This is a genomic window from Enterococcus sp. AAFC-DPL-5146, assembly GCF_058216635.1.
In genome coordinates, this window is sequence record NZ_CM177103.1 from 283147 (window position 1) to 301519 (window position 18373).

Sequence of the window (18373 nt, forward strand, 5' to 3'; positions counted from 1 at the left end):
ATTGAAATGAAAAAATTAATTATGGTATTGGGTCTTATTTTTATGCTTGGTTTTATTAATACTACTGAGGTAAATGCAGAAGAGATGGCTTATTCTGTTCAAGCTGTACTGCCAGACAACCAAAAGACTGATGTTAGTTATTTTCATTTAACAATGAAGCCTTCTCAAGAACAAGAGTTAAAATTAAAACTTATCAGTTATTCGGATAAGCCTTTAGAAATTGAAGTCATTCCTCGAGATGCTTTTACCAATGATAATGGAATGATAGATTATAGTGTAGATAACCCAACTTTGGATCAAACAATGCCTCACTCTTTCACTGAGTTAGTTTCGGAAAAACAAGTTGTGACGTTGGAACCAAAAGAAGAAAAAGAAATTAGTTTTCAATTGAAGATGCCGGCAAAGGTTTTTGATGGAGAAATTTTAGGTGGGTTCTTTGTTCATGAGTTTAACGGCAAGGGCTCTTCAACGTCTGAAAAGGATAGCCAACAAACTCAGGAAAGCGCAACTGGCGTACAATTAGAGAATCGTTTTTCCTATACGATCGGTGTGAAACTCACTGAAACAGATCAAGTTGTCAAACCAGAAATTAAACTTGGTGATGTGACTGCTGGACTTGTGAATGGTAGAACGGCTTTCTTAGCAACACTTAGAAACGTCAAAGGGACAACATTGAAAAAAGCAACAGTCGAAGGTAAGATATACAAAAAAGATGAGTTACTTTATACGACAAAGAAAGAAAAACTAGCGATGGCTCCTTACTCAGTCTTTGATTTTAATGTTTCAGCAGAGAACGAAGAGTTGCTTGCTGGGGATTATACATTAAAGATAAATGTTACTAGCGGTGAAGATAAGTGGGATTTTACAAAAGAATTTAAAGTAGATAAAAAAGAAGCTGACAAATTTAATGAAGAAGCGGTAGAGGTTGTCAAGAAGCCAACCAATTATTGGCCTTGGGTTGTTGGTGGAATGGGAATTGTTCTAGTTGGATTACTAGGATACATTGTTTACCAAAAGAAACGTAACTAAATTTAGAAACTAAAAAGGATCAGGTATAAATATCGTAGATATTTATGGCTGATCTTTTTTAGTTGCAATGTATGAATATAGTAGATCTTTAGTTTGTTTTTATGAACATCTATATTTTTTATAACAATATCTATATTTTGTTTATTTTTATTTCTGATTGTAAGCGCTACAATTCTAGTGTAGAGAAGTTGATGAAAGGAGTTGAGTAAATGAAAAGAAAGTCAAAAGGCTCGGTTTTTCTTTCCAATGTTTGGCGATACAAGGCATTGATTTTAATGGCGATTCCAGCTATGGTTTGGATGATTTTTTTCTTTTATATTCCAGTATTGACCAACGTTGTAGCGTTTAAAGATTTTCATATTTCCCCTGATGGATTTATCGCTAGTTTAAAGGCAAGTCCTTGGGTTGGATTAGAGAATTTCAAGTTTTTATTTTCTTCTAATGATGCGTTTTTGATTACTAAAAATACAGTGCTATACAATGTGACGTTTATTATTTTGAATTTGATTATTTCTGTATTTTTTGCAATCGTAATGAGTGAGCTGAGGAATAAACGTTTGGTAAAAGTGTATCAAACGATGTCTCTTTTGCCGTATTTTTTATCTTGGGTAATCATTGGGTATTTCGTTTATGCTTTTTTAAGTCCTGATAAAGGGATTTTCAATCAGTGGATTACCAGTCATGGGGGAACACCAATCAATTGGTACAGTGAACCGAAATTTTGGCCGTTTATCTTGGTCTTTATCGGTACATGGAAAGGAATTGGCTATAATAGTATTATTTATTTTGCTTCTGTTATGGGAATTGATCCTACTTATTACGAGGCAGCAATGGTGGATGGTGCTAGTAAATGGCAGCAAATCAAAAATGTGACGATTCCTCAATTATTACCTTTGATGACGATTCTGACGATTTTAGCTGTGGGGAATATTTTTAGAGCGGATTTTGGGTTATTTTTTAATGTGCCTAGAAATTCAGGTTCCTTATATCAAGTTACCTCAGTTTTAGATACGTATATCTTTAATGGGTTGACTGCTACTGGGGATATCGGAATGACTGCAGCAGCTGGTTTGTATCAATCAACAGTTGGTTTTACTTTGTTGATGATTACCAATGGAATCGTTCGTCGATTTGACAATGAATCGGCATTATTCTAAGGAGGAGTGAAAACATTGAGGAAAAAGTCTGTTTCAAAAGTAGAAATTCGCTCGTTTAATCGACCAGTCAATTTATTTTTTAACCTGTTGATCGCTGTTTTTGCACTATCCTGTATTTTGCCATTCATATTTGTTGTGGCGATTTCAGTTACTAATGAAACAGCTTTAGCCGCACACGGGTATAGTTTTTGGCCGAAAGAATTTAGTTTTTTTGGATACACCTATTTGTTCGATCAGATGCATGAAAAAATCTTTCAAGCTTTGTTTGTGACTGTCTTAGTTACAGTAATGGGAACCTTGATCAATAGCACGGCAACGTCATTATATGCTTATGTGATTTCTAGATCCAATTTTCCCTTCCGACGTTTTTTTACTGTATTTTGTCTGATTACTATGTTATTTTCACCAGGGATGGTGGCAAATTATTTAGTAATGACGAATTTACTTCAGTTAAAAGATACGATTTGGGCGTTGATTTTGCCAATGGCGGTCAGTCCATTTAATATTATTGTGATGCGGACATTTTTCAAACGTTCAGTATCTGATTCAATTATCGAGTCGGCTAGGATCGATGGTGCTTCTGAAATGAGAATATTTATTCAAATTGTGTTGCCGTTAGCAGTGCCTGGAATTGCAACGATTAGCTTGTTTGCAGCTTTAGGTTATTGGAATGACTGGTTTAATGCATTGCTTTATATTCAAAAAGATAGTTTGGTGCCACTGCAGTATTTGTTGATGAAGATTCAAAATAATATTCAATATCTAACACAAAATGCGGGAGCCAGTAGTCAGCTATCAGGTGGTATGGCGGCGATACCTGGTGAATCAGCTCGTATGGCGATTGTAGTTATCTCTACTTTGCCGATTGCGATCAGTTATCCATTTTTCCAAAAGTATTTTGTCAAAGGATTAACGATTGGCGGAGTTAAGGAGTAAAATAACGAACTCATAAAGCTTTTAAAATTAGGGAGGAACAAAAATGAAGACCTGGAAAAAAATAATCGGTTTAAGTACAGCAGTAGTTCTTTTAGGTGTTTTAACAGCATGTGGTGGGGGAAGTAACGAAAAGACGGATGGTAGTAGTAAAAAAGCGAATGAAAACACGTTGTTGATGTATCAAATTGGCGATAAACCTGACAATTATGATGCCTTGATGGAAGTGGCTAATAAGAGAATCGAAGAAAAAACAGGCGTTAAATTAAATATCCAATACATCGGTTGGGGAGATTACGAGAAAAAAATGAGTGTAATCGTATCCTCTGGTGAAAACTATGACATTGCATTTGCTGATAACTATGTGCCGAATGCACAAAAAGGAGCATTTGCTGATTTAACAGAATTAGCACCTAAGTTTGCGAAAGATGCATACGACCAGTTGGATGAAGCCTATATCAAAGGAAACTTAGTTGACGGTAAATTATATGCATTTCCAGTTAACGGCAATGTGTATTCTCAACAAGTATTAACCTTTAATAAGCAATATTTAGACAAGTATAATTTATCAATCGATGATATCAAATCTTACAAAGATGCAGAAAGTGTGCTTAAAACTTTCCACGAAAAAGAACCGAATATAGCAGCTTTTGCGATTGGACAAGGATTTAAAGCACAAGGGAATTTTGATTTTCCGATTGGCAATAATTATCCGTTTGCTATCGATTTAAATGGCGACTCGAAAAAAATCGTTAATCAATATGAAAACAAAGATTTCATGGATGTTTTAAAAACAATGCATAAATGGTATAAATCAGGCTACATCCCGTCAGATGCTGCGACGAGTAATACTGAATTTCCTTTAGAAGGAAACACTTGGTTCATTCGTCAAGAAACACAAGGTCCTTACGATTACGGTGATACAATTTTAAGTAATGCAGCAGGTCAAACATTAGTATCTAAAGCATTTACAACACCATTGAAATCAACAGCGCAAGCACAAATGGCAAACTTTGTTGTTTCAAATACGTCTAAAAATAAAGAAAAAGCAGTAGAAGTTCTAGGGCAAATCAATAGTGATCCAGAACTGCTGAATGGTTTAGTTTGGGGAATCGAAGGCGAAGCTTGGGAAAAAATTCCTGATAAAAAAGATAAGATCAAACTGTTAGACGGGTACAAACCAAACATGCATCTACCTGCTTGGAATACTGGAAACAATAAAATTTTATACACACAAGATAGTATCACTGATGATATGATTAAAGAACGTGATGAATCAATCGCTAAAGCAGAAACATCACCGATTTTAGGTTTTAATTTTGTGACATCAAATGTGAAAACAGAATTAAGTAATATCGCAAATGTTATGAGTCAATATCTGGATGGCTTAAATACAGGAACAGTTGATCCGGAAGTGACCGTTCCTAAGTTGAAAGAAGCGCTTGATAACGCTGGTTACGAAAAAGTCTTGACAGAAATGCAAAAACAATACGATGACTTTTTGAAAAAATAAAACATAAATAATAACCAGAACCAAGTGATTCGATGATTCATCGTTTTTGCTTGGTTCTTTTATAAAAAAATAACCATCATTAATTGCGTATAATATCTTTAGTGGTGAGTTTTATATTTGGAATATGAGCCATAGTTATTTATTATATTAATGTAGTAGTAGAAAGGAAGAGTTAGATGGTTGGAAAAGCGCTGGAAACGTTATTCATCAAGATTTGGGTCATTGTGAAATTGAATTTATTCTTTTGGTTGTTGAGTTGTTGTGGATTGATTGTGGTAGGGGTTGGTCCTGCATTGAAAACAGTCAATGATTTATTTATCAGTCATGAATTTAATTATAAAGATATCACGTTAAAGGAAGGCTGGCGCTGTTTTAAACAAAATTTTGTTAGAGGGAATCTACTCTTTTTTGGTACAGGATTATTGTTAGCGGTTTTAGCATATAATTTATTTTTATCTGTTCAAATACAAGGACTGCTGTTTTTAGCGATTGATTTTCTTTTAGTTTTTGCTATGATTTATGGACTTGTTACGTTTCAATATGCGTTATTGTTAGATAGCTATTATGAAATCGGTTTAAAAAATTTACTGAAACTGGCGTTTATTTCGACGTTATCTAATTTTATGAATTTATTGAAGATTGCTATTGGAATCAGCGTAATCTTGTTTTTCACTTGGAAATTCAAAGGGTTAATTTTATTTGGTACATTTTCCATGATGCAAATTTGGAGTTTTACTGCAACCAAGTCTTGGCGACAAACTATTGACCAAAGATTGGGGTTTCATGGGTAGCAAGTCCCCTTCTTCTTTTAACAAAAAAACATTGTTGAACCGACTACTGAAAAATTATGCTGTGATTCTGGTTTCTTTGATTTTGATTGGCATGTTCAGTATTGGTATGAATACTTATTGGCAATCGATGGGAAGAGGGGAAATGACCGCACAAGAAGCAGTCGATGGGATTGGCCGATCCATCAATGATAAAAATTTACAAGGTAAAACGATGCTGAATGGTTTAGCGGATAATCAAGATAAGATCAAAAACTTAAATCGTTATATGGATTCTTCGATTTCGGATTATTTGAACTATTCCTATGACCAGCAATTAGAAACAGGCAATTATTTATTTCTACCTAGTCAGGTGAAAAATTTTTATACGATGTACGACAATATTGAATCGGTTATTATAGTATTGAATAATTATGAGGGCTATTATCTTTCTACCGCTAAAAATAAAGGTGGAGAAAAAAATAATGGTACGCCTCGTCTAAACAATAAATTTTATTTAGCGTATCCAATCACTAATCCAGTAACTTTAGAAGTTTTGGGAAGTTTTTATGTTGAATTTTCTCAAAAAGACATTATTGACAGTTTGACTCATTTGACTACTTTTGATGGGTTGTCAGCGTATGTATTTTCAAATACAAGGTATCAATTATTAACGTATACGGAAATAAATGACAAATTAGACCAGCAGTTGATTCAACAGGAAATGAAAGAAACATCCATGTTGCCAATCCAACTATTGAGCGATAAAAATTTGTTGGAGCATTTGAAAACAACCAGTGGTTTTGACATCTTGGTTACGGTATCTAAGCAAAAGATTCTTGAACATGTTTTTTTTGACTTGCGTATTTTAATGCTAGGTGGCTTAGTTTTAATTTTATTACTGTTGTATTTATTGTATCGAACATTTACAAAGTATTCACAACAGGTTGATATCATTATGGGATCGATGGCATTGGTTACTAAAGGGGAGCTGAATACACGAATCAATGAAGAGGCGACTCAATTTGAATTAAGAGAGCTTTCTAACGGTATCAATACGATGCTGGATAATATTGAGCAATATATAGCTGATATTTATAAGTTAGAGATCAAGCAGCAAGACGCCCATATGCGAGCGTTACAGTCTCAAATCAGCCCACATTTTTTATATAATACATTGGAATATATTCGAATGTATGCATTAAGTGAAGGCAGCGAAGAACTTGCTGACGTTGTTTATGCATTTTCAACATTATTAAGAAATAATACCGATCAGGCTAAAACAACGACGTTAGAAAAAGAATTAAGTTTCTGTGAAAAGTATGTTTATTTGTATCAGATGAGATATCCAGATCAAGTAGCCTATCATTTTGAGATTGATGAAGGGCTAAAAGAGCTTGTTTTACCGAAATTCTCAATTCAGCCTTTAATTGAAAATTATTTTGTCCACGGTATCGATTTTTCAAGAAACGACAATGCCATCAGTGTGAAAGCTCAGTTGGTTGATGGTCAAGTGAAAATTTTGATTCGTGATAATGGGAAAGGAATCTCAGAACAAAAGTTGACGTTGATCCGAAGAAAATTAGAGAGCCAACAAATTGAATTACATGACTCAATTGGATTGCAAAATGTCAACGAACGTCTTAGAGCTTATTTTGGTCCGACATTTTTGATGACAATCACACAAAATGAGACAAAAGGAATTACTATTCTACTGTCATTCAGTGATTTTATTTCTTAAAAATTAAATCTGACGTGAGAATAAGAGTAAAAATCAAGGCTCAATAAACACACTATTTTTCAAAGAAAAGGAGTGAGACCATGACATATAATGTTTTGTTAGTCGATGATGAGTATATGATTGTTAATGGTTTGAAGAAAATTATCTCTTGGGAAGCGGAAGGATTTTCGATTCAAGGAACGGCGAGAAATGCCATGGAAGCTTTATTAATGATGGAGACACAAGCTATTGATTTAGTAATCACAGATATTACCATGCCTGAAATGACAGGATTAGAGTTTATTGAAGCTGCTCAAAAAGAAGCGCGGCAATTTGAATTTATGATTCTATCTGGTTATCAAGAATTTGATTTCTTAAAAGGTGGTCTTCAGCTAGGTGCCATTAACTATTTGATGAAACCAGTAGATAAGTTGGAGCTTCTAAAGAGTGTGAAAAAGGCAAAAAAACGTTTAGATAGTCGTAATCAGCAGGAGACGAAGGCTGGTTTATACAGTGAAATTTTGTTATCTCAATGGGTTAATGGCGAGATTGACACGGATAATTATCAAGAGTTGGATCAATTGGTCAACACCTCAGAGAAAGCGGAATGGACAGTCTTGTTGATAGAAGTAGCTCGTGAGAAAAAGGCTAAAGTTGTTAAATGGTTAGAAGAACAACAGCAGTCATTATTTTTTTCGAGGAATTTAGGCGATAAAAGTTTGCTTGTACATATTTTTAAAGGTGGAAAATATCAGCTAAACCAATTACTTGCAGTCAATCCGCTACAATCGGATGAAGATGGCAGTTGGTTGATTAGTGTAGGCGAGACTGTTAACGATTGGGAGGATGTTCCAGATAGCTTTGAAAAAGCAAGTCAAACCTTACAACGGTATAAGTTTTATGAAGCAAGCGGCAGCAATTTGTTGTATTCGGTTTTTTCAGATGATTTTGATCTTTCCGCTGATATTATTAATTTTAATAAAACTTTGATGGTGGGAGATTTTACGACGATTGAAACAACGATTACTGATATTTTTGTTAAAACACAAAAAATCGGTGCTCGTCCAGAAGATGTCCGTCATATAACATTTATGCTTTTTATGGATATTTATCGTCGGTTTAATCATTTAGACGAAGGCGAGTATCAGCAAGTGTTAGATGATATCAACCATTCATCCAATGTGGATAAACTGCGGGAAATTTTAGCTATTACGGTTAAACAAATCACGCAGGAAAAATTAGCTTGTGATTATTCAGAAAATGTCCAAAACGTAATTGATAAAATCCGTTCTGAATACAACAACGAACTAACGCTAAAATGTGTGGCTCAATCGTTGCATTTAAATGTGATGTATCTGGGTCAGTTATTTAAGAAGGAAACGAAAAAAAGTTTTTCTCAGTACCTAAATCAATATCGTATGAAAAAAGCACAAAATTTACTGTTGTATTCAGATGATAATGTAAGCGAGATTGCTGATAAAATTGGCTTTAACAACAGTACGTACTTCTCTCAAATGTTTAAAAAAATGAATGATTTAACGCCTAAAGAATTTCGGGAAAAGTATAAACATCGTTATCATTCTGTTGTGGAAGAATAGTCGATAGGAATAGAAAGAACTGAATGGAAAGCTCGAATGTAGGAGCCTTTCATTCAGTTCTTTTTTGACTAAATACTAAATGGAAGTTGGGTTTGTGACAGTGTTCTTGGTTTGGGGACAACCCCAAGCGTAAAGTCGATGCTTCCACCATTCATCAGTTTTTCATGAGTAAAGAATAGATCCTCATGAATCTGTCCATTAGAACAAATGTGATCTACAAACTGCTGCTGCTCGTTATTTGGACTGGTAGTGACTGTTAACGTTTTACCATTCGATAAATGGATGATAGCTTTATCAAATAAAGGCATTCCAATCACGTATTCGCTTGATCCAGGACAGACGGGATAAAAACCAAGTGCACTGAAAATGTACCACCCAGCCATGCTGCCATTGTCCTCATCTCCAGGATAACCAGTAGGACTATCGTTAAATTCTTGGATCATTAGTTGTTTTAATAAAGGTTGAGCAAACTCTGGTTTTCCGAGATAGCTAAATAAATAAGGAAAATGAAAACTAGGTTGGTTAGAAATCGCTAATTGACCAAAATCAGCAGCAGCCATTTCACTCATTTCGTGAATCTCAAAGCCATATCCATCAACATCGAATGTAGGTGATTGGTTACATAGTTTGATTAATTTTTCTTGGAATTTTTCATTCCCGCCAAAAGCTGTAATCAACCCCTTAAAGTCATGATATACAGCAAAACTACTTTGCCACGCACTGCCTTCTGCATAATCTCCCCCCCAGCGATGACTGTTAAAAGGTTCTGTGAATGTTCCATCTGTTTGTTTTGCTCGCATAAAACCTGTTTCAGGATCAAAAATAGCCAAGTAATTTTTTACTCGTTTTTTATACTGTTCCGCTGTTTCATTATCGTTCAAAAGAGAGGCCACTTGGCTAATGCAAAAGTCACTATAACAATAATCTAACGTGTGATTGACTGACTCGTGATAATCCGCAGGAACATAGCCATAAGTCAAATAATCCTTCGTTCCTTGACGACCGTAATTAGGGTTTTCGCTTTGAACAGTTGCGCCTGTAATCATAGCTGTCAAAAACTCAGGCATTAAATCAGCACGGATATTTTTCACTGCAGCATCAGCGATCACGGCATCAATCAAGGTTCCAGGCATCAAGCCTCGCTCGTCTGGCGATAACCACTTAGGTAAATAGCCGCTTTCTCGATAGCTGTTTAAAAAACCTTCAAGCATTTCTGCATATTTTTCCTGAGCAATTAATGAATATAAAGGATAAACAGTTTTATAAGTGTCCCAGAAACCATTATTTGTATAAAGAAAACCTGGTTTTACCTCTTTGGCTAACGTGTCATAATGAATAATTTGATCCTTTGAATCTTTTTCATAAAAGGTTTGTGGAAACAAAAATGTGCGGTAAAGATTATGATAAAAGGTTGAACGACGTTGCTGATTTTTATCCTGAATGTCGATTTTATTCAAATAATGTGCCCATTGTTCCTGAGAATTTTTAAGATAATCTTCAGGCTGCCAATGAGACTCTCGAGACAAGTTTAATTTTGCTTGTTCTAAGCTAATAAATGAGGTGCCAAATTGAAGGGTTTGTTCTTCAATATCTCCGAAATAAAAAGTAATACAGCCATCTTCTCCTTTTATCTCTACAGATTTTTCAAAAATTAACGGCTGTTGAAAGTGAAGGGTAAAATAAAAAGAAAAATCAGAATCCTCGCAACCTGCGTAGTTTATTATAGAACCAGAAACGGTATGAGGATCCTCAATTATAAGTTGATACTTTCCAGGGAATGAAAGTAATAATCCTGCGGCTGGTTGTGTGTATGTCGCTGTTAAAACACCACCATACATACTTGGTATCAAGCGAGTGGTTAATTGATAGCGCTGCTGGGTAATTTCTAAATAACTAGGATTAAAAACGCTTTCATCTGATCGATAAGAAGACTGAGCATGAAATACAGTCTTCTCCTTTAGAGGTCCACTAAAAGGCAGCATGACGAAATAGCTGAAATCTCCCATCCAAGGACTAGGTTGATGCGTTAGACGGAAGCCTTGAAAGACCCGATCACGAGGATTAAACCACCAACTACCATTATCTCCATTTGTTTGTGGGGCGAAATAATTCATGCCCCAAGGGACACCTGTATAGGGGAGGCAGTTACCGTTTGAAAAAGAATGTTGATTATCTGTTCCGTGTCTAGTATCGATTAATGTTTGCTTCATTCTTTAGTTCTCCTTTGTTGAGTGTCGAATGATTTGTTTGACTGGGACTTGTTGGTCTGTGGGAATCACTTGATTTTCGATCCAATCAATCAGCAATGTTCCAGCAAGTTGTCCCATTCCTTTAAAATCCTGTGCAATAGTTGTTAGTGCTGGATCTACTAAGGCGGCAGCTTGAATATTATCGAAGCCGACAACTGACAGTTGATTGGGTATATCAATGTTTACTCGTTTTGCTTGATTCATCAAAGAAATAGCAACTAGGTCATTTTCACAGACAACACCGGTAATCGCATTTTCGCGAAGATAGGCAATAACGTTATCGTTTAAAAAGGCCTGTTTATCTGTCAAGGCAGTATGGAAGGCCAAATGTTGTTCTTTGGTTCCGTGGATATACCCTAAGTATCTTTGCCTAACTGATTGAGGTAATGTCGGCTCGCCGAAAATATAAGCAATTCGCTGATGCCCTTGTGAGGCTAAGAAAGTTGTTGCCATTTCACCACCAGAAAAGTTATCTGACTGAACAGTGGGGTAAGGCAAATCGTGAATTTTTTTATCTAAGATGATTACAGGGAATTGTTGGATAGATAACTCAAATAAAGTATCCAGAAAGTCTTCTGTATTATGAGCGTAATAGATCATCCCATCAAAATCGTCAATGATATCTGACGCCTGTTTATTAATTAAAAACTCTGCTGATGACATGATGACTTCATAATGGTGCTCGCTTGTTATGGGTGCAAGCCCTTCGTTGAAATTTCCTAATGAAAGATCGTTAACAAATGGGATTAAAAATAAAATACGAGCAACCCGTTTCTTCTTTGGTTTACGTTTTTGAACATAACTGCCTTTTCCTTGGATTCGGTAGATCAAGCCTTGGTTTTCCAGTTCCGTAAGCGCTCGTTTTGATGTGATTCTACTGACATTATAGCTTTGAGAGAGTTCTTTTTCTGTAGGAAGTTGCGCGTTCTCTGGCAATTTCCCGGTCTCGATAGCTTCCAATAAATCATCAATAATTTTTTTATATAAAGGTTTTGACATGATTGGTCTCCTAAATGTGAAATGATATATCATTGTTGTTAGTTTAACATAGATGGAAAAAGAGTTCAATTTAAAAATATCAGAATAAACACTAGACAAAACGCTTTCATTAGCATATACTTTCGTTGTGAAATGATATATCAACTAGCAGGAGGTAATTATGACTTATCAAAAAATACCAGATTCAGTTCAAGGATTTATGGATAAAATTACTCAGTTATGTGGAGAAAAACATGCTGGCTGGGCGGAAAATTTCAACGCCGCTTTTGCAAATACCTTAACTACAACGGTTAAAAAACAAGCGGATGGTACAACCTTTTTACTTACAGGGGATATTCCAGCAATGTGGCTAAGAGATTCGACAGCGCAAGTTCGTCCGTATTTGGTGATTGCAAAAGAAGACAAAGACTTAATGAATATGATTTGCGGATTAGTGCAGCGCCAATTTTTCTATATTACTATTGATCCTTATGCGAACGCTTTTAATGAAGGACCTAATGATGCTGGACATCAAACGGATCACACGAAGATGAACCCATGGATCTGGGAAAGAAAATATGAAATCGATTCATTGTGCTACCCTGTTCAGTTGGCGTATTTGTTATTTAAAAATACTGGCTGCCAGGCGCAATTTGATGAAAATTTCGTTGCAGGCGTGAAGAAGATTTTAACTGTATTCACTACTGAGCAAGATCATCAACATTCCCCTTATACATTCGAGAGGGACACCACTCGTTTAGAAGATACACTTCCAAACAATGGTAGAGGAACACAAGTTAAACCGACAGGTATGACGTGGTCTGGATTTCGTCCTAGTGATGATGCTTGCCGATATGGCTATTTAGTCCCTTCAAATATGTTTGCGGTAGTAATCTTAGGCTATATCGAAGAAATTTTTACCGAAGTCCTGCCAGATTCAAACATAGTGAATCAAGCAGCGAAATTGAGGGAAGAAATTGAGTTAGGAATCCAAAAATATGGACAAACTGAAAACCAAGAAGGCGAATCTGTTTATGCTTATGAAGTAGATGGTTTAGGAAATGCCAGCATCATGGATGACAGCAATATCCCTAATTTACTTTCAGCGCCGTATTTAGGTTATACCACTATCGATCATTCCATCTATCAAGCGACGCGAAAAACGATTCTCAGTAAAGAAAATCCTTATTTTTACGAAGGGAAATACGCTAAAGGAATTGGCAGTTCGCACACGCCAGAAAATTATATTTGGCCGATTGCCCTTGCGATGGAAGGCATGACAACAGATGATAAAACTGAGAAGGAACGAATTTTGAATTCTTTAGTTGCCAATGATGGCGGCACACATTTAATGCATGAAGGGTTTGACGTAGATAATCCCTCAAACTACACGCGTGAATGGTTTTCTTGGGCAAATATGATGTTTTGTGAGTTAGTAATGGATTATTTTGATATTCGCGTTGAAAAATAAAAGATGAAATGGAGTGTAAAATCATGAAGAAAAAAGTATATATCATCTCCCATTCCCACTGGGATCGTGAATGGTACATGCCTTATGAACAACACCATATGCGCTTGGTTGAGTTGATGGACGATGTATTAGAGCTTATCGAATCTGATCCAGCCTTCGAAAGTTTTCATTTAGATGGGCAAACGATTATTTTAGATGATTACTTGCAGGTAAAACCAGAACAAAAAGCAGCTGTGGAAAAAGCGATTACAGATGGGAAGTTGCGAATAGGACCATTTTACATTTTGCAAGATGATTTCCTAATTAGTTCTGAATCCAATGTCCGCAATATGCTGATTGGTAAAAAAGACAGTGAAAAATGGGGAACGCCTGTTGCGTTAGGTTATTTCCCAGACACCTTTGGAAATATGGGGCAAACACCGCAAATGATGAAACAGGCAGGTTTGGATGCAGCGGCATTTGGTAGAGGTGTAAAACCAGTTGGCTTTAACAACGAAGTTTTAGATGATGAAAATTACACTTCTCAGTATTCGGAGATGTGGTGGCAAGGGCCAGACGGCAGTACGGTCTTAGGGTTACTGTTTGCAAATTGGTACAGCAATGGGAATGAGATACCAGCAGAAAAAGAAGAAGCATTGGCATTTTGGGGAGAAAAATTGGCAGATGTTGAAAAATTTGCTTCCACTGATCATTTACTGATGATGAATGGTGTCGATCATCAGCCAGTTCAAAAAGATATTACAAAAGCAATTGCTTTAGCTAATGAATTATTCCCAGATTATGAGTTTGTTCATTCGAATTTTGATGAGTATTTAACGTGTGTTCGTCAAGAGTTGCCTGAAAAAGTTGGTACCGTTCACGGGGAACTGACTAGTCAAGAAACGGATGGGTGGTTTACTTTAGCCAACACGGCTTCTGCAAGAGTGTATTTAAAACAATGGAATACAAAAGTGGAGAGACAACTGGAAAATGTGACAGAACCACTGGCAGCAATGGCGTATGATTTAACTCAAAATTATCCTCATGATCAATTAGAGTATGCTTGGAAATTATTGTTGCAAAACCACCCTCATGATAGCATTTGCGGCTGTTCCGTAGATGAAGTGCACCGAGAAATGGTTCCAAGATTTGAAAAAGCGAATGAAGTGGGAAAATATTTAGCAGAAGAAGCATTGTCACAATTGACACAAGCAATCAATACAGAAGGATTTTCTGAGACAAGTTACCCATTTGTTGTGTTCAATACTTCTGGCTATCAGAAATCAGAAATCGTAAAAATAAAAGTTGAAATCGCTAGAAAACTTTTTAAAGAGGGAATACCACACGAATTATGGCAAGAATTAGCAGATAGCGATACGCCTGTTTTTGAGGTGGTTGATGGTCAAGGTCAAAGAATACCAGCAACAATATCGCAACCAGAAGTTTGTTTTGATTATGAGTTGCCAAAAGATCGTTTTAGAGTACCTTACATGGCTAAGTATGTGGAAGTTGAGTTGTCAATAAATGATTTGCCGGCATTTTCATGGAAAACATTTGCTTTACAAGAAGCGGAAATCTCGGAGCAAAAATCAACTTCCATGATTAAAAGTACAGAGAAATATACCCTGGAAAATAATTGTTTGAATGTAACGATAAATGAAGATGGAACCTTGAAAGTAACAGACAAAAATTCAGGGAAAATTTATGATCATTTACTGACCCTTGAAGATACTGGAGATATTGGGAACGAATATATTTTTAAACAACCAGAAGGGACAACGCCGATTGTATCTAACGGACATCCAGCAGAAATCTCTGTTGTAAAAGATGAATCTTTTATGACACAAATAAAGATTGTTCAGCGTATGATTATTCCAAAATCTGCAGATGAGTTATTGGAACAAGAACAACAAGCTGTCGTTGATTTTCGTTATAGAAAAGCAGGTCGTTCTGCAATGATGAAAGAGTTAACCGTTGAAACACTTGTAACGATGGAAAAGGATTCTGCCCGTCTAAGCTTTGAAACAACTCTTGATAATCAAATGAAAGATCATCGTCTACGGATGCTTTTCCCTACAGGAATCCAAGCAGATACCCACGAAGCTGATAGCATTTATGAAGTGGTGAAACGGCCGAATGAAGTAAGTAAAAGTTGGGAGAATCCAACGAATCCTCAACATCAGCACGCTTTTGTTAATGTTCACGATGAAAAAGGTGGGATGACGGTTTCCAATTTTGGCTTAAATGAATATGAAATTTTGCCTGAGAATAATACGATTGCTTTAACCCTTTTACGATCTGTTGGCGAGATGGGAGATTGGGGTTATTTTCCAACACCAGAGGCGCAATGTTTAGGCAAGCATGCGTTTGATTACGGAATTGATTTTCATGGAGAAGGCTTAGAGCGTTATGCTACCTATCAACGAGCATATGCTGCTCAAATTCCCTTTAGTATCAAACAAACAACGAAACACTCAGGTCAATTGAAAGCAGAAGATGCTTATTTAACAGTTGAAGGAAAAACATTTGCGGTAACCGCAATGAAAAATAGTGAGAAGGATCATTGTTTAGTTGTCAGAGGGTTTAACATGAGTGAGGAAGCAAGTGAAGTAAACATAGAAAAAAGTGGTAAGAAAGAGTCGTGCTTGCTGAACTTGCTGGAAGAAAAACAAAGTGGAAAAATCAGTTCAAAGCTAAACCCTTATGAAATTCGTACAATTGGTTTTGATCGATAGGAAGGGGAGAAAAATTAGATGGAATATTATGGATCGATTGAAGCTGGCGGGACTAAATTTGTCTGTGCTGTAGCAGATGAGGAGCTAAGAATTGTTGAGCGAATCAGTTTACCGACCACTTTACCAGAAGAAACACTAGCACAGGTTTTTGCTTTTTTTGATGCCTATCAATTAAAAGCTCTCGGAGTTGGGTCATTTGGCCCAATCGATGTCAATCATCAATCAAGCACTTACGGCTATATTACATCTACACCAAAATCAGGATGGAAAAATGTTAATCTTTTAGGTATGTTAAAAGAACGTTACAACATCCCCATTGCTTGGACTACAGACGTGAATGCAGCAGCTTATGGTGAAATGCATTTAGGAGCTGGGAAAAATACACAAAGCTGCATCTATTTGACCGTTGGAACAGGCGTTGGTGGAGGTGCTGTTGTAAATGGCCATGTGTTGCAAGGATTTAGTCATCCAGAGATGGGACATATTGTGGTTGCTCGCCATCCAGAGGATACATTGGAAAGTGCTTGCCCCTATCATACGGATTGTTTAGAAGGGTTAGCTGCTGGTCCGGCTTTGGAAAAAAGAACAGGCGTGAAAGGGCAATTATTGGAACCAACTGATGATGTATGGGAAATAGAAGCCTTTTACCTTGCTCAAGCTTTAATGAATTATACACTGACACTATCACCAGAAAAAATCATTTTAGGCGGAGGTGTAATGAAGCAAAGCCATCTTTTTCCGAAGATTCGTGAATCGCTCCTACAACAATTAGGTGGTTACGTTGAACTGCCTGATATAGATGGCTATATTGTTGGGTGTGATTTGGGTGATAATAGCGGAACGATGGGGTGTTTGTTGCTAGCAAAAGAACAGAAGGATTTAAAGTGAACGGCGACATGGCTTCTTTTTTGTATGAGGTACGGGAGATTCATTTTTTTCTAGATCCGAAGTTTGACAGGGAAAAAAATAGAGTCAAGTATCTATATAAACAGTTGTTAAATAAAAAAATCACTTTTGTTGATACGATTGAAGAGGCAGAAGTTGTTGTGCTGTTTTCAGAGGAGATGGACGATTCATTCGCTATAGATGTTGCTGATTTTTTAGTGATTCTAGCTGGAAATCCATTGGTGACTTTTCGAGGTATAATGTATTTAGCGAAGCAATTAAAAAGTGGTTCTAAAATCGAATCAGGGAAAATACGTGAGGTATTAGCTGAACGAATTGTGATGCTGGATATTGGCAGGAAATATTTTTCTCCAGAGATTTTGTATCAGATGTTAGAACTAATGGCATTAGATGGTTTTAATTATCTACAACTTCATTTTTCCGAAAATACAGGTTTTCGAATAGAGTCGGTCTGCCATCCAGAAGTTGTTTCTGAGGAGTTTTTGACCATTGCAGAGGTAGAAAAACTTATTCAATATGCCTCTTATCTATCAATTGAAATAATACCTGATATTGATACACCTGGGCATATGGAACATTTGTTAAAAGAGTATCCTGAATGGCAATTGACAGTAATAACAAAGCAGGGCAAACGTCAAAAAATGCCATCAGCGTTAGATGTTACAAATGAACAAGGCGTGTCTTTTGTCCTTTCGTTGTATCAAGAATATATGAATCTGTTTGCTGACAGTCGTTATTTTCATATTGGGGGAGATGAGTTTGTTGATTTTGAACAGCTTGAGAAGTACCCAGTATTAGCTGATAATGGCTTGGAAAAATTTGAATCCTATGTTAATACCATTGCAACGTTTGTTAGTAATCATGGATTTACACCAAGAGTCTGGAATGATGCTTTTTTTAGAAATGAAAGCCTATCTTCATTGACAAAAACTGCTGAAATCACATACTGGACCAAATGGCAAAAAGAGATGGCACCTGTCCAGAGATTTTTAGATCAAGGCTATTCAGTAATTAATTTCAATGATAATTATCTTTACTATGTACTTGGAGAAAATGCTGGGTATGCCTATCCTGTGGCTGAGAAAATAATGGATCATTGGCACCCCAACATGTTTGCGTCAGATCAATGGGTTTCATCCATGAATCAGATGCAAGTTAAAGGTGCGGCTTTAGCTGTCTGGTGTGATAGATCGGATGCCAAAGGTGAAAAAGAAATCTTAAGTGATCTTGTCAAACTAATGGAAGGTCTTTCTTTTCACTTTTATAAGATGGACTAATGACAATCGCTGAAATAAAGAGTTTAGCACTCGTTATTTTAGTGATTGTTTTTTTGATCAA

At 36.3% G+C, this 18373-nt stretch carries 13 protein-coding genes; 11 read left to right on the plus strand and 2 right to left on the minus strand.

Annotated features, from left to right (window positions below):
• Window positions 1-6 precede the first annotated feature (6 nt).
• From AC4BB2_RS01255 to AC4BB2_RS01285, 7 genes are all read left to right on the plus strand, one after another.
• A complete protein-coding gene (locus tag AC4BB2_RS01255; RefSeq protein WP_490473661.1) occupies window positions 7-1029 on the plus strand; it encodes a WxLIP family cell surface protein in 1023 nt (340 codons plus the stop codon).
• Between the two features lie 209 nt (window positions 1030-1238).
• A complete protein-coding gene (locus AC4BB2_RS01260; protein ID WP_490473662.1) occupies window positions 1239-2186 on the plus strand; it encodes an ABC transporter permease in 948 nt (315 codons plus the stop codon).
• 15 nt (window positions 2187-2201) lie between these two features.
• On the plus strand, window positions 2202-3122 hold the full coding sequence (locus AC4BB2_RS01265; protein ID WP_490473663.1) for a carbohydrate ABC transporter permease: 921 nt from the start codon (window positions 2202-2204) through the stop codon (window positions 3120-3122).
• A gap of 43 nt (window positions 3123-3165) precedes the next feature.
• Entirely contained in the window at window positions 3166-4632 is a 1467-nt protein-coding gene (locus AC4BB2_RS01270; RefSeq protein ID WP_490473664.1) for an ABC transporter substrate-binding protein, read from the plus strand.
• A 176-nt stretch (window positions 4633-4808) separates the two neighbouring features.
• Window positions 4809-5423 (plus strand): YesL family protein, encoded by a 615-nt coding sequence (locus AC4BB2_RS01275; RefSeq protein ID WP_490473665.1) that lies wholly within the window; start codon window positions 4809-4811, stop codon window positions 5421-5423.
• Window positions 5395-7140, plus strand: coding sequence for a sensor histidine kinase (locus AC4BB2_RS01280; RefSeq protein WP_490473666.1), 1746 nt, complete (start codon window positions 5395-5397; stop codon window positions 7138-7140). Before AC4BB2_RS01275 ends, AC4BB2_RS01280 begins: the two co-directional genes overlap by 29 nt.
• Before the next feature lie 80 nt (window positions 7141-7220).
• Window positions 7221-8717 carry a response regulator transcription factor gene (locus tag AC4BB2_RS01285; protein ID WP_490473667.1) on the plus strand — a complete coding sequence of 499 codons (1497 nt, stop codon included), beginning with the start codon at window positions 7221-7223 and terminating at the stop codon, window positions 8715-8717.
• A 68-nt stretch (window positions 8718-8785) separates the two neighbouring features.
• Here AC4BB2_RS01285 and AC4BB2_RS01290 read toward each other — a convergent pair whose 3' ends face one another.
• The gene (locus tag AC4BB2_RS01290) at window positions 8786-10927 is read right to left on the minus strand and encodes a GH92 family glycosyl hydrolase (RefSeq protein WP_490473668.1); all 2142 of its coding nucleotides are present in this window, start codon (window positions 10925-10927) and stop codon (window positions 8786-8788) included.
• Window positions 10928-10930: 3 nt separating this feature from the next.
• Window positions 10931-11965 (minus strand): GntR family transcriptional regulator, encoded by a 1035-nt coding sequence (locus AC4BB2_RS01295; protein WP_490473669.1) that lies wholly within the window; start codon window positions 11963-11965, stop codon window positions 10931-10933.
• A gap of 160 nt (window positions 11966-12125) precedes the next feature.
• Here AC4BB2_RS01295 and AC4BB2_RS01300 point away from each other — a divergent pair, with 160 nt between their 5' ends.
• Genes AC4BB2_RS01300 through AC4BB2_RS01315 form a run of 4 tightly spaced genes read left to right on the plus strand, consistent with a single transcriptional unit; the run spans window position 12126 to window position 18312 of the window.
• Complete coding sequence (locus AC4BB2_RS01300) at window positions 12126-13415, plus strand: glycoside hydrolase family 125 protein (protein ID WP_490473670.1); 1290 nt, start codon at window positions 12126-12128, stop codon at window positions 13413-13415.
• A gap of 23 nt (window positions 13416-13438) precedes the next feature.
• Complete coding sequence (locus AC4BB2_RS01305; protein WP_490473671.1) at window positions 13439-16129, plus strand: alpha-mannosidase; 2691 nt, start codon at window positions 13439-13441, stop codon at window positions 16127-16129.
• 18 nt (window positions 16130-16147) lie between these two features.
• Window positions 16148-17017 carry an ROK family protein gene (locus AC4BB2_RS01310; protein ID WP_490473672.1) on the plus strand — a complete coding sequence of 290 codons (870 nt, stop codon included), beginning with the start codon at window positions 16148-16150 and terminating at the stop codon, window positions 17015-17017.
• Window positions 17014-18312: a beta-N-acetylhexosaminidase gene (locus tag AC4BB2_RS01315; RefSeq protein WP_490473673.1), complete on the plus strand. Its 1299-nt coding sequence runs from the start codon at window positions 17014-17016 to the stop codon at window positions 18310-18312. Before AC4BB2_RS01310 ends, AC4BB2_RS01315 begins: the two co-directional genes overlap by 4 nt.
• Window positions 18313-18373 lie beyond the last annotated feature (61 nt).